Raw genomic sequence first — 13,633 nt, 5'->3', positions numbered from 1 at the left:
TCATGAAAAAAAGTTTGCGAGGTGTGAAATGTTAAAATTTATTGGAATCGGTAGTGCATTTAACACAGACCTAGGGAATACCAGTGCTTATATTAAGAAAGAGGATAGAATGCTTTTGATAGATTGTGGCGGTACAGTGTTTCATGAACTTCAAAAGCAGAAATTATTGGAAGGTGTTAATCAGATCTACATGATTATCACACATACACATCCAGATCATGTAGGAAGCGTAGGCGAGGTTATTTTTTATTTTTATTATTTGCTAGGTAAAAAAGCTACTATTATATATCCTCATAAAGAACATATAGCGAAGTTTTTAGAGTCAGTAGGTGTGAGTGGGGAAATGTATGAGCTCTTAGCTATCAATGATGAGAATCAGGAAATCTATATACAGGATCAGTATTTAGGTAAAATAGGTATTAGGCATATACCAGTGACGCATGTAGACACTATAGAGGCTTATGGATTCATATTGAAGATACAAGGGAAAACACTCTATTATAGCGGAGATGCTAATCAATTATCTACTGAGGTCATACAAGGACTGAAAAATGGACAGATAGATGTTATTTATCATGATACTTGTGGGCTAGATTATGAAAAGAATAGTCATATGTCATTGAAGAAGCTAAAAGAGATGATAGAGGAACCATATAGAAATAAGGTATATTGTATGCATTTGGACAAGCACATTACTAAAGCGGAGATATTAAAGGAAGGTTTTAGAATCGTTGAGAGATATAAGGAGATGGACCAATGAGAGATAATAAATGGACTAATAAAAAAGGAATCGTTCTTACCATAATAGGTTTAGTAGTAATAAGCATCATAAGTATGGTATTTATACTAAATGAGAATGGCAAGGAGTCAGCATCTATTGCCATTATTGGAGGGGCTGATGGCCCTACAGCTATATTTGTAAGTAGCTCAGTGTCTTTAGAGGCAGTAGCCATAACAGTTTGTGGATTGATACTTGTAGTAGGAATGGGAATATTTATTTACAAGAAAATAAAAAAATAGCCTTCAAGGCACTTTTAAAGTAAAGGGAATCGAACCCCTCAAATCCCCAAGAGGAGAAGTGAGCTTAACCAATCTTTTGTTGGCTGTTAGTGTCTTTCAGCTATTTTATTATAGTAGTAAACAAGACATTATTATTTATAGCCAGTACTCCTAATCTTTTGAGCTACCATAATAGTGGTCCTTCTAGAAAAGAGCTATTACAGGTGAGATTTCAACTCACAACCTCTAAACTCCTAAATAAGAACATGGCTGTTCATGTCTTTCTACTATTTTTCAAGGTACATTGTTGTTTCCACCCTAGAAAATTTTATGTGGCTGTAAGTACCTTTAAATATGTTCACAAGGCACGCTTTTAAACTTGTGCGTTTACCAAATTCCGCCACTAATACCATAAGTATTAGGCTGGACTCGAACCAGCAAGATCATATGATCGCAAGATCCTAATGAGTAGCTGCATGTGCCTTTAAATAACAGGTTGCCTTTGCGGTTTCACTTAAAAGGTGAGTGCATGTTTGGCTGTAAGCAACCTTATATGTATAGTATATTCAGTAACATTAAAAATATCATGAAAAAATAGTTGCGAAGGTTAAGATTTAGGGAGAAGATATTACTTTTATATATAAAACAACTATTTAAAAATTCATTTAACCTTGCTTAAAAAGTAAACGCTGAGTCTTAATACGTTCTATAAACTTATTTCGAATACTTGTAGGACTAATAACTTTGATAATAGGACCAAAGGAGATAAGGATATTAATGAGTTCCTCTTCATCAAAAGGATAATAAAAGAGCTGAACAAAACAGGTATGTGTTTCATCATTAAACTCTGTTATTCTTTCATAATTTGAAAGATGCATAAACACACGGTCAAAGCCTTTTCTAGCATTACTCAGTTCAAAGTAGAGAGGTTCCTCACATTTATAAGCTTGAACAGAAGTTTCAATCTCCTTTGGATTAAAATACGTTTTAAGAACGATTATTTCTTGAATTGAGCTAAGGTTAATGCGTAAGATATGAGGCGTTTGCGTAGGCGCATCAATAAGACCAATAAGATGAAAAGAATCTTGAGTGATACGATATTCCAGTTTATAGCCAGCAATATCTACTGTAATAAGTGTATCATTTTCATCCAAATAGGTTATTTTCATATATTGATTGTGATGCAAGCTATTTGAAATGATTCTAAAAAGAGTGACATAAGTTTTATCAAAGAAATCGGTATTTAAAGAGGATTGATGAACATGATGGATAGTTTCAGGTAAAAAGAGGGGCTCTATATCTCTTAAAGACTTTTTAAGCTCATAAAGTTCATCTTCATCTAGAAATAATTGAATTTTAGAATCTAGTGTAAGGGTTTTAAGCCAGGCTTTTTGAGTTTGAGTTAAAAAAGTCATCGGTTTATTTTTGAGTACACTATAATAGGTATTTTCCTTTTCATATAATAAGTGATAGCCCTCATCATCTTGATCAGTAAGTAAAGGGATGAGGCAGGTAGGTGTTTCTAAAAAACCTTTCTCAGTCACAACTTTTCTAAGCGTTCCTAGGCTAATGCCTTCCTCCGGAATGGAAGTAAGAATATGATTAACTAAGGTATAATATTTACTATGTAGTTCATTAAATAACGACATCCTTATCCTCCTCATAATAAGCATACATCAAATCAATATCTCTCTTGAAACGTTGTAGCACTTCTTTATTGGTACAGTTAATCCAGATTATACGTCCTATAAACTGTCTAAGCCAAGGAACCATTTCATTGGCTTCTAAAACACTAACAGTATAAGAAAAGGTGTTTTTGCTAACACGTTGCAAGCGTCCCTCTTTATGGAAGTTTTCTATTTTGTGAATGAGAGGTTTTTCGAAATCTTCATCAATAGATAAAGAAAGCTCCCAAGTATCTAAAGCTATTGGGGCATCAATGGTCTTAAAGGAAACACCCCAGCTGCTATTAAGTAGAATATTTATAATAGAAAGCTTCTGATTAAAATGATCATCTACAGTATGTAAGGTAGAAGCAGCTACAATACGATCTAGCCTAAAGAACTTATATTCCCTAGATTTATAGGAATAAGCCATCACATAGCGTCTACCTTGGTCCACATTATCCACTATTTTAAGGGGTAGTACAGTACTTACCTTAGAGCCTGCATGAGTTATTTCTACATGTTTATGATGAGCCATTGCCAGTAAGAGTTCATATAAAATGAGGTCATCTAAAGTATGACTAAAGTGAATATCTCTAAAGGTAAAGTAAGACTTAAAGTTAGGGCTTTGTTCTAAGATCAAGTGTCCTAAAATACCTAAGGGTGCTATATTTTGATAAAAGGTAAGAGCATGATTAAGTGCAGTAATGGTATGCTCGGATAAGGTAGTAAGAGGGGAGGATATGAAGGAGTAGTAAATGACTTTTCCTTCTTTTTCTTCTCTAAGCAATCCCAGTGAAACATACTCAGCAAGTTTAAGCCTTAAGGTGCGGTTATCAATGATTTTTTCAAGCTGGAAACGATCTAGATAGTCAGTGAGAAGTTTTTCATATAGTTCAGATAAGGTGAGTCTAGGATGAATTTGAAGCAAATCAAGTAATATAAAGTGAAGCATAATATCATTTTTGGTAAAACTTTTGGTTTTAAAGCCTTCGAAAAGAGGATTAGAAGCTAGGAGCATACTATCAAAGTGAATAGATAATTTTTTACCTTGAGCTGAGGTTTGTTCATCTATATAATGTCCAAGGTAGCTCTGGATGCGTCTTCGTTCGTTGTCATAGGTACGTGCACTCTTATGGGTGAAATCTTCTCTTGTTTTATAGCCGTAGATGGCAAAAGTGCGCATATACTCTCTAATCTTATCAAAGTTTTTAATAAGTTCATTAAAGGTAGCCATAGGTTTCTCTCCTTTAAGTAATAAACTGCTTTCATTATTGAATGAATCCTATTATAACTCTATGAAGCAGTGATTATATATATCATAATATAAAATTAAACATAGTTAAAATTAAATCGTAAAGTTTTTTTCATGATTATAGAATGGTAAAGTGTTAGCATTAAAGCATCAAGGTTAAGCCTTTAAATATGAAACAAGAAAAGAGGAAAGAGGATGTTTGTTATTTGTGAAGAAGAAAAAACTGCAAAACCAATAAAGATATGGGTGAAAGATAGAGAAAGTGTAGAGGAAAGCTGCTTAGAACAAGCATATAATCTTTCTAACTTGCCTTTTATTCATAAGTGGGTAGCTTTAATGCCAGATACACACACAGGTATGGGGATGCCTATAGGTGGTGTTATTGCAGCAAAGGATGTAATTATTCCCCATGCAGTAGGTAGTGACATTGGATGTGGTATGATTTTTGTTGAAACCAATATAGATGCAGAGCTTTTAAGAACAGTAGAAACAGGTAATGGCATTTTAATGCAAGCTATTATTGGCAGTATACAGCGCTCAGTACCAGTTGGAAGAGCACATCATAATAAAATGCAGTCTTCCAAGGTGATTAATGAAGCAATGAAAAATATAGAAAAGTATATGAAAGCACCAACTTTAGTACCTCAGATTGAAGATGCTTACTATCAAATAGGAACGCTAGGAGGAGGCAATCATTTTATCGAGTTTCAAGAAGATGAAGAAGGTAAAGTGGGAATTATGATCCATACAGGTAGTCGTCACCTTGGAAAAGAAATAGGGGATTACTTCAATCAGATTGCCAAGGAGCTTAATGAGAAATGGTATAGCTCTGTACCAGAAAGCTATAATTTAGCCTTTTTACCTGCAAAAAGTGATGAAGGACGTTTATATCTAGAGTATATGAACTTGGCTTTAGATTTTGCAGAAGAAAATAGAGAAAAAATACTTGAGGCAGTGATGAAGGAGGTTACCACTTTACTTAAAAAGCAATGTGATTTAGATGTAACTTATGCCAATAAGATTAACGTTCACCATAATTATGCAGCCATGGAAATTCATTATGGTAGAAACGTTTGGGTTCATCGCAAAGGAGCTATTAGGGCAGGAGCAGGAGAAAGAGGGATTATCCCTGGTTCCATGGGGTCTTATAGTTACATTGTAGAAGGAAAAGGCAATGCAGAAAGTTTTGAGTCCTGCTCTCATGGCGCTGGAAGGGTATATTCTAGAACAAAAGCAAAAGAGCTTTATTCAGTAGAGAAGGTTATGTGTGACTTAAAAGAGCAAGCAGTTATATTAGGTAAGAATAATAAGAAGGATGTAGCAGAAGAGTGCCGTTTTGCATATAAGAATATTGATGAAGTGATTGAAAATCAGTTAGATCTAATTACACCGATTAAAAAATTGAAAACCATAGGCGTTATTAAAGGATAAGAGAGGTTGCTTAGCAGTCTCTCTTTTTTGTACAAAACAAAGAACAACCTAGATAATGGATCAAATACAAATCCTATGAATTAGAATTTGAAAATTATAAATAATAAAGTATAATAAGAAATATTTATCACGTTTTAGATTTTTAGTGCGAGAGTAACGTAAAGATGCTTTTATGTAGTAGTCATAAAGGAGCTATAGCTCAAGATAATAGACTTATTACATAACAAAAGAAAAATTAAGGGAGAGAAGCTAAGTGAAAAGAACCAAAATAAGTTTGATTTTAGTTATGATATTATTTGGTAGTATTGGGTTATTTGTAAGAGCAATTAATTGTTCTTCTAGTCAGATTGCTTTAGCTAGAGGCGTAATAGGAAGTGTATGCTTGATTTTAGCTAGTTTTATCCTTAAACAACCACTATCTTGGAAGCGTATAAAGCCTAATTTAGGGATTTTAGTTGCTTCAGGCATAGCCATAGGACTCAATTGGATATTCTTGTTTGAGGCATATAAGTATACAACTATTGCAACAGCAACGATTTGTTATTATTTTGCTCCGGTTATAGCCATGTTTTTATCACCTTTGATTTTAAAAGAACGCTTATCAGGTATTAAGATAGTGTGTATTCTAGCGGCTATGTTGGGGATGATATGTATTACTAGTACAGGAGAAAGTGGAGTAGGACAAAATCATTTTCTTGGGATAGCTTATGGCATAGGTGCTGCGGTCTTATATGCCAGTATAATGATTATGAATAAATTCCTTAAAGATGTGACTAGCCTAGAAAGCACAGTTCCGCAGCTTGGTTTTGCAGCGCTAGCTATTTTACCTTATGTATTGTTTAATGGTGGATTTAATATAAGTCAACTGGATAGCAGGTCTATTACTTTACTGATTGTTGTAGGCGTTGTACATACAGGTATTGGTTACTTAATTTATTTTGGAGCTTTTCAAAAGCTAAGTGGACAAACGATAGCAGCTTTTAGTTATATAGATCCTATTTCAGCCATTATTTTATCTAGCCTCTTATTAAGAGAAGAAATGACCTCACTACAAATAGTAGGAGGAATATTAATTTTAGGAAGTACCTATATAAGTGAAATTTATAGAAGTAAAAAAGCAGAAATAAATATAAGTGAATAATTTTTGTCTATTTAAAATGAGGGAGCTGTTAGATTTTAATGTTGATAACGTTTAAAATTTTTCTTTTTTCATTTTTGCAACTGCCAACATTTTTATGTTTGTTGGAAATGCTTGCATTATCCGATTTATAAATCCAGGGATAAATACTGACTTGTTTTTCATTAATTGCCAATAGGCATATTCAGCAACTTCGTTAGCAGACATTGAAGTTTTAGGCAAGTCAGTTCCTTCGCGAGTAAAAAAATTAGTTCGCGTTGCACCCGGACATAGCGTACAAACTCGTACACCATATTTTTTAGCTTCAAAACGTACTGCTTTACTATAACTTAAAACAAATGCCTTGCTTGCAAAGTAGGTAGATGTAAACGGCCCTGGTTGAAATGCTCCGGTTGAAGAAATATTCAGGATACTACCGTGTTGTTTCTCGTACATATGAGGCAAAAATAATTTGCATAACGCTACGGGACTTAACATATTCAAAATCATCATTTTTTCATCATCCTGGAAGTTAATTTGCTCTGTTGCTCCGACCAATCCATATCCAGCATTATTAACTAATATGTCCACATTAATGTTTTCAGCTTGTATACGGGTATAAAGGTTTTCAGCAGCCTTTAGCTCAGATAAATCCTGTTCAAAAATATTTATTGTTACAGGAAATTCTGATTGAAGTTTTTGTGATGCTATCTTCAAGTTTTCATAATTTGAAGAAACAAGTATAAGGTTATATTTATTTGCAGCAAATATTCTTGCAAGTGCGTAACCAATTCCGCTGGTTCCACCCGTAATGAGAACATTCTCCATAAAAAATCACTCCTTCCGATATAGTCAAGTATGACTGGAAGAAGTGATCTTGTAATTCACCTATGTTAATTTTCGTATGATTTTTGCTGTTTCCTTATACGGCTTAGTGAAGCCGCACGCACACCAATGTAGGAAGCTATATATTTCAGAGCAATTCTGTTGTGTAAGTGTGGATAATCATTGCAAAAGGTGAGGTAACGCTCTTCTGCATTTAGCAACATAAGCTTTTTGATTCGATCTTCTTGTTTGCTTACTTCCACTTGAAATAAATGGCTTACCAAATCACCAATGCCTTTATTAGTATTCACAATGCTTTTGAGTAATGCATATGGGAATTGAAAGCATTTGCAGTCTTCCAAACATTCAATAGTGAACGTCGCAGGGGAAGATATTCTAAAGCCCTCTGTTGAAAAGAAATCGTCTTCGGCACAAAAACATTTTGTTATGTCATTGCCCTTACTATCAATGTAATATCCTCTTACAACACCCTGAATGATATAATATAGATATGATGACGTATCACCCTCCCAGAGCACCGTGTGTCCAGCAGGAAATAATACAACTTTTGTATCTTGGTCAATCATTTTCTTCACGTGTTGGTTTAACGTTACTTGTAATCTTTTTTCCAAATATTCACTTGGTCTCACTATCATCATCTTTCCTCATTTATAATATATGACGAATTATATGTAGCATTTTACCATACTTTTTTCCTATTGTCATTGGAGGCCAAATTCCAAGCTATAAAGTTTTATACATGACACAGCTGTTGATTGTCTATCTTATTATTGTTAGTGATTCAATAGTTGCTTCCTTATGCACCTTGTCCATTTTGGAAAGTGTTTTCTGCAGGTTTTTATTGAGTAAAGGATCTTTGGGAGTAAGTCCGCTGTGTTATATTTAAATACCAACAAATTTATCTATCAGAGCCCAAATTAAAAATAAAAACATTGACAATTTAGAAATATAAGCATAATATAAAAATATACTTCGAGGCACGAAGTAAATGATGAGGTATAATTATGGCAAAAGATGGATTTAATATTGAAGAACTAATCTATGCATATATAGATGAATTTAAGTTTCTATTCTTCCCAGAAGAATGGAACAGTGCTTTTTTGGATTATTCCAAGAATGAAATACTAGCCTTGCTACTTTTATATAGGAAGAAGCAAGTCAATATGACAGAGGTAGCAGATTATATTCATGCACCACTCAACACAGCAACTGGTGTTATTACGAGACTAGAAAAGAAACAAATAGCTCAGCGCCAAAGGGATGTAGAAGATAAGCGAGTAGTATTTATTAGCCTTACGGCAATGGGAGAAGCTTTTGTAAAAAAGGAAATAGAAGAATTGACCTATTATTTTAAAGCCCTAAATGCAGAATTAGATGAAGAAGAAAAGCGTGTAATATATAGTATTTTAAATAAAGCAATAAACATCTTAAAAAAGGGAAAGCAAGAGACAGAAGAGGTCACTAAATCTAAGCCGGTAAAACGAATAACGATAGAATAACTTAGTAAGCTAAGTTATTTTTTTAAATAAATACTTCGAGAGAAGAACTAATCGCAAATCGAATTAAGGAGAGTGTTATTATGGGAAGAATTATTATTTTTACAGGAAAAGGCGGTGTAGGTAAAACAAGCACTGCAGCCGCTCATGGGGTTAAAGCAGCTAGAGAAGGCATTAAAACCTTAATTGTAAGTACAGATGCTGCACATAATCTCAGTGATTTGTTTGAAAAACCTATAAAAGAAGAGCCAACCGAAGTAATAGAGAATTTATATGCTTTAGAGATAGATCATAATTATGAGATGGAGAAACACTACGGTACCATTTCTAAAGCACTTAGAAATTTAATGAAGGTAGGAGAGAACAAGGAAGCCAGTGAAGCGTTAGAGGATATTATAGTATTCCCAGGTATTGAGGAATTGTTTTCACTCATTAAAATACAAGAGCTTTATACAGCAGGAGAATATGAGCTTATTATTGTAGATTGTGCGCCAACGGGAGAGACCTTATCACTTTTAAAATTTCCAGAGCTTTTTGCTTGGTATATGGAGAAACTGTTTCCAATAGAAAAGGTGGCCCTTAAGGTATTAAGGCCTATTTCTAAGGTGGCTTTTAAAGTAGACTTACCAGATCAAACGGCTATGAATGATATAGAGAGATTATATATGACATTAAGTGAATTACAAGCACTTCTAAAGAATAGAGAGATTTGTAGCATTAGAATTGTAACCATTCCAGAAAAGATGGTGGTAGAAGAAACTAAGCGTAGTTATATGTACTTAAATTTATATAACTTTAATGTAGATGCCATATACATTAATCGAATGATACCAAAGGATATAGATAACCCATTTTTTAAACAGTGGCAGGCCCTTCAAGAAAAGTATTTAGAAGAAATTCAATTAGCATTCTCACATATGCCTATCTATCGTATGAAATGGTATGAAGTAGATTTGAATGGTGTTGAAGCACTTACGCGTATTACAAGAGACTCACTTCAAGATAAAGAAATTTTCAAGGTACTGAAATGTACTCAAAATGAAACCTTTGAAAAAACAGATAAAGGCTACAAGCTTCAAGTCCTAGTACCATTTTCTACTAAAGCAGATTTTGATTTATTTGAATCAGGGACAGATGTCATTATTAAGATTGGTAATTTCAAAAGGAATATTCCACTACCAAATGTGCTGAAGAAATACAGCATTTCTTCAGCTAAATGGGAAGATGGAGCACTAAATATTTATTTCGAATAGAAAGAGGTGTTCATATGAATAAACTAGCGTTAAAAAAATTATTACAAGCTAAACAGCTTGAATATGAAGCAATTAAAGAAATAATGCTAGAAGCAATGAGAGCACATGTAGAGTTAGCAGAAGAGGAAGCATTAAGCTTTATAAAAGAGGTTGCTTGGACAATGTTTTGGAAGGATGATTCTAGAGAGTCTGCAGATGCAGAGGGAGTTAGAAGTAAGGCGAATAATCAAAGTTATAATTCAGAAAAGGAAAATCAAGATATAAATAATAAAGATATTAAACAAAGTACAAGAGCTAATGGTAGGTCTAAAAAAATCAAAATTGATTTTAGTGAGGGGTGATTTAAATGAGAGTCATATTATATACAGGAAAAGGTGGAGTTGGTAAGACTAGTATTGCTGCATGCACAGCAGCTCACATAGCAGCAAGGGGAAAAAGTGTATTAATTGTGAGTACAGATGAAGCCCATAGTTTAAGTGATTCCTTTGATATAAAATTAGGTAACTCGCCTAAAGAAATAGCAGAAAATCTCTATGGAATGGAGATTGATACGGTTATAGAAAATGAAATGGCTTGGGGAAATATCAAGGCTTATTTTAAACAGTTATTAACTTTAAAAGCTAAAGATGGGATAGAAACAGAAGAGTTATTAGTATTTCCAGGGGTGGGAGAATTATTGTCTCTTATTAAGATTAAAGAAATATATGATGAAGGTCTATATGATGTACTAATTGTAGACTGTGCACCCACAGGAGAGACCATGTCTCTTCTTAAATTTCCAGATGTATTTAGAGGGTGGATGGAGAAATTATTTCCTATAAAAAGAAAAGCGGCTAAACTTGCAGGCCCCATAGTAGAAAGCACTACGAAAATTCCTATGCCTAAAGATGAAGTGTTTGCAGAGATGGAGAAGCTTTATGCTAAAATTGATGAACTTCATGAGCTTATGATGGATAAAAAGGTGGTAAGCATTAGAATTGTAACAACACCTGAAAAAATAGTTATAAAAGAAGCCAAGAGAAGTTTCTCCTATCTCCATTTATATGACTATAATGTGGATGCCATTATTATTAATAAGATTTTCCCAAAGGATTCTATGGAGGGATATTTTAATGCATGGACAAAACTGCAGGAGCAAAGTCTTAAAGATATAAAGGAAAGCTTTAAAGGTCTACCTGTCTTTAAAGTAGAACTCATGGATAAAGAACTTAGATGCTACTCAATGCTAGAACAAGTAGGTAGTCAAATTTATAAAGAGCATTTGCCAGAGGATATTTTATTTCAAGATAAAATATTTGAAGTACAGAAATTACAAGAAGGGTATAGTTTAAACATTCATATTCCTTTTGTAGATAAAAAGGAGTTGAAGCTTTCTCAGCAAGGGGATGAACTAACTTTAACCATTAAGAATGAGAAGAGGTGCTTTACATTACCTCAAAAACTTAGAAATCACGAAATAAGCACAGCTAAATATGAAGATAACCAGCTTAAAATTTATTATTTACCCCAAAATCAAGATTAGATGCAAAAATTGTTTAAAAAATCAAAATAATATATAATAAAGGAGGTGAAAGTATTTAAGGATACAAGAGGTGAGAGGTGTGAAACGTTTATTGTTCTTTTTAGTAAGTCTTATTTTATTGGTTATACCACTTTATGCAGATGATGGAGGATATAGTATTGAAGCTTACAAGGTGAAGATTGAAGTAAGCGAAGAAAATATATTTAATATCAGAGAAGATATAGACGTCAATTTTATTGCCCAGAGGCATGGGATTTACCGAAAGATACCTATAAAAAATAGAGTCACACGCATAGATGGGACAGTTTCACAGGTTATTGCAAAGGTATCAGATATGAAATCTAACACAGTGAGTACTTACCATACGGAAGGAAATGATAAGGTTATTAAAATAGGTGATCCCCAGGTAACTGTGACAGAGAAGCAGTACTATGCATTAACTTACACCTATGATTTAGGAAAAGATGTAGGGAAAGGCTATGATGAATTTTACTTTAATATCATAGGGAATGAGTGGGATGCTAGTATAAGTAATGTGAGTTTTGAAATAGAAATGCCAAAAGCATTTGAGGCTAATCAAATAGACTTTTCAGTAGGGGCTAAAGGGAATACAAGTCATAAAGGTGTTTACTATGAGGTAGAAGGAAACCGTATTATAGGCTATTATGAAGGTTCACTTCAGTCAGGTGAAGCCTTGACGATTCGTATAGAGCTACCAGAAGGGTATTTTACAGCTACTAGGGATAATGTAAGTTGGAGCATTAATTTAAATATTTTAATGATATTTCCCATAGTAATACTGATAGTAGTTCTATTACTTTGGCTAATATTTGCTAGAAATCCAAGGGAGAAGATAGAAGAATGTACGTATCTACCAGAGGGGCTTAATAGTGCAGAAGTTGGGATGATCTATAAAGGCAAAGCAAGCAATAAAGATGCTATATCTTTACTATTTAGTTTAGCTCAAAAAGGTTATCTAAAAATTATAGATAAGAGTGATAAAGATAGTAGATATAAAGCATCTAATTCTTTTGAAATTGAAAAGTTAAAAGCCTATGATGGAGGGGATAAAGTAGAAGCGGTTTTCTTTAAAGGATTATTTAATCGTAGAGATAGAGTTGATGAAGAGAAATTGAGAGATACTTTTTATAAAACAGTTAATAAAGTAAAAAAGCTAGTGAATGAAAAGGATAAACGAGCTCATTTATTTAAAAAAGGTGCAGATAGGGCCAAAGTACTAGCCATTATTTTAGCTATTCTATCCCATGTTAGTGTTACTTATATCAGTTTTGCCTATGGTGGTTATAGTGGACAATTAGATGCGGTGACTTGTGCTATTATTGGTTCAACCGCAGGTGTTATGTTACTAGCGATAAATATAAACAAAGAGAATATAACTCTAAGTATAGGGCTTATTACGTTGGGGGTTATATTGATAGGAGGGTTTGGAGGAATAACTTTTGTGCCACTTTTAAGTGATTACCAAGAATTAATACCAGTTACTATAATGAATCAAGTTTGCTATGTAGTGATGTTCAAAGTTATTCAAAAGATGATAAAAAGAACTCCTTATGGTCAAAAACTGTATCTAGAAATCCAAGGATATAAAAAATATCTAGAGAATATAGACCATAGGGAGCTTAACAGGCTTAAACAAGATCATTCTAATTATTTTGAGGATATGTTGGCTTATATGATGGCATTAAACATGAGTCAAAAGATTATGGAGAAGTTCAGTAATCTTATAGAAAATCCCCCTGTTTGGTATGAGGGACAAAACTTTAATAGTAATGGATTTATTAATCGTTTATATAGAATGATGTGCTCAGTAGAAGCATCCATGAGTTCTGAACCATCAAGCTCTTCAGGAGATTCAGGAGGAGGTTCATCAGGAGGTGGCTCTGGGGGAGGTGGAGGAGGATCTTGGTAAGAATAGTCACTAAATGAGGATGAGAATAAATAGATAACGATACAATAGATAGAAATGAATGATAAATAAAAACTAGGTTATCAGAATAGGAGGATAACCTAGTTTTTTATTTTAGAAAAA

General features: G+C 33.5%; 13 protein-coding genes. 9 read left to right on the top strand and 4 right to left on the bottom strand.

What is annotated here, in order from left to right:
- Nucleotides 1-28: 28 nt before the first annotated feature.
- Both CLOLE_RS20980 and CLOLE_RS20975 read left to right on the top strand, forming a co-directional pair.
- On the top strand, nt 29-760 hold the full coding sequence (locus tag CLOLE_RS20980; RefSeq protein WP_013659130.1) for an MBL fold metallo-hydrolase: 732 nt from the start codon (nt 29-31) through the stop codon (nt 758-760).
- Nucleotides 757-1,020 carry a sodium ion-translocating decarboxylase subunit beta gene (locus CLOLE_RS20975; protein WP_013659129.1) on the top strand — a complete coding sequence of 88 codons (264 nt, stop codon included), beginning with the start codon at nt 757-759 and terminating at the stop codon, nt 1,018-1,020. Before CLOLE_RS20980 ends, CLOLE_RS20975 begins: the two co-directional genes overlap by 4 nt.
- Before the next feature lie 644 nt (nt 1,021-1,664).
- Here the strand turns inward: CLOLE_RS20975 and CLOLE_RS20970 are convergent.
- On the bottom strand, nt 1,665-2,648 hold the full coding sequence (locus tag CLOLE_RS20970) for a WYL domain-containing protein (RefSeq protein WP_013659128.1): 984 nt from the start codon (nt 2,646-2,648) through the stop codon (nt 1,665-1,667).
- Nucleotides 2,635-3,900: a helix-turn-helix transcriptional regulator gene (locus tag CLOLE_RS20965; protein ID WP_013659127.1), complete on the bottom strand. Its 1,266-nt coding sequence runs from the start codon at nt 3,898-3,900 to the stop codon at nt 2,635-2,637. The genes CLOLE_RS20970 and CLOLE_RS20965 overlap by 14 nt, the downstream gene beginning before the upstream one ends.
- 213 nt (nt 3,901-4,113) lie before the next feature.
- Here CLOLE_RS20965 and CLOLE_RS20960 point away from each other — a divergent pair, with 213 nt between their 5' ends.
- Nucleotides 4,114-5,349: an RtcB family protein gene (locus CLOLE_RS20960; protein ID WP_013659126.1), complete on the top strand. Its 1,236-nt coding sequence runs from the start codon at nt 4,114-4,116 to the stop codon at nt 5,347-5,349.
- Between the two features lie 253 nt (nt 5,350-5,602).
- Nucleotides 5,603-6,490 (top strand): DMT family transporter, encoded by an 888-nt coding sequence (locus tag CLOLE_RS20955; RefSeq protein ID WP_013659125.1) that lies wholly within the window; start codon nt 5,603-5,605, stop codon nt 6,488-6,490.
- Nucleotides 6,491-6,541: 51 nt separating this feature from the next.
- Here CLOLE_RS20955 and CLOLE_RS20950 read toward each other — a convergent pair whose 3' ends face one another.
- Nucleotides 6,542-7,294, bottom strand: coding sequence for an SDR family NAD(P)-dependent oxidoreductase (locus CLOLE_RS20950; protein ID WP_013659124.1), 753 nt, complete (start codon nt 7,292-7,294; stop codon nt 6,542-6,544).
- 65 nt (nt 7,295-7,359) lie between these two features.
- Nucleotides 7,360-7,878, bottom strand: coding sequence for a Crp/Fnr family transcriptional regulator (locus CLOLE_RS20945; RefSeq protein WP_242825815.1), 519 nt, complete (start codon nt 7,876-7,878; stop codon nt 7,360-7,362).
- Nucleotides 7,879-8,316: 438 nt separating this feature from the next.
- Here CLOLE_RS20945 and CLOLE_RS20940 point away from each other — a divergent pair, with 438 nt between their 5' ends.
- The 5 genes from CLOLE_RS20940 (at nt 8,317) to CLOLE_RS20920 (ending at nt 13,513) form a co-directional block, all read left to right on the top strand.
- The gene (locus CLOLE_RS20940) at nt 8,317-8,811 is read left to right on the top strand and encodes a MarR family winged helix-turn-helix transcriptional regulator (RefSeq protein WP_013659122.1); all 495 of its coding nucleotides are present in this window, start codon (nt 8,317-8,319) and stop codon (nt 8,809-8,811) included.
- 80 nt (nt 8,812-8,891) lie between these two features.
- Nucleotides 8,892-10,061: an ArsA family ATPase gene (locus CLOLE_RS20935; RefSeq protein ID WP_013659121.1), complete on the top strand. Its 1,170-nt coding sequence runs from the start codon at nt 8,892-8,894 to the stop codon at nt 10,059-10,061.
- A 14-nt stretch (nt 10,062-10,075) separates the two neighbouring features.
- A complete protein-coding gene (locus CLOLE_RS20930; protein ID WP_013659120.1) occupies nt 10,076-10,402 on the top strand; it encodes a hypothetical protein in 327 nt (108 codons plus the stop codon).
- Nucleotides 10,403-10,407: 5 nt separating this feature from the next.
- The gene (locus CLOLE_RS20925) at nt 10,408-11,583 is read left to right on the top strand and encodes an ArsA family ATPase (protein WP_013659119.1); all 1,176 of its coding nucleotides are present in this window, start codon (nt 10,408-10,410) and stop codon (nt 11,581-11,583) included.
- 79 nt (nt 11,584-11,662) lie between these two features.
- Entirely contained in the window at nt 11,663-13,513 is a 1,851-nt protein-coding gene (locus CLOLE_RS20920) for a DUF2207 domain-containing protein (protein WP_013659118.1), read from the top strand.
- The last annotated feature ends 120 nt before the right edge of the window (nt 13,514-13,633 follow it).

Source organism: Cellulosilyticum lentocellum DSM 5427 (genome assembly GCF_000178835.2).
GTDB lineage: Bacteria > Bacillota > Clostridia > Lachnospirales > Cellulosilyticaceae > Cellulosilyticum > Cellulosilyticum lentocellum.
This window is presented reverse-complemented; position numbering and strand designations above follow the sequence as displayed.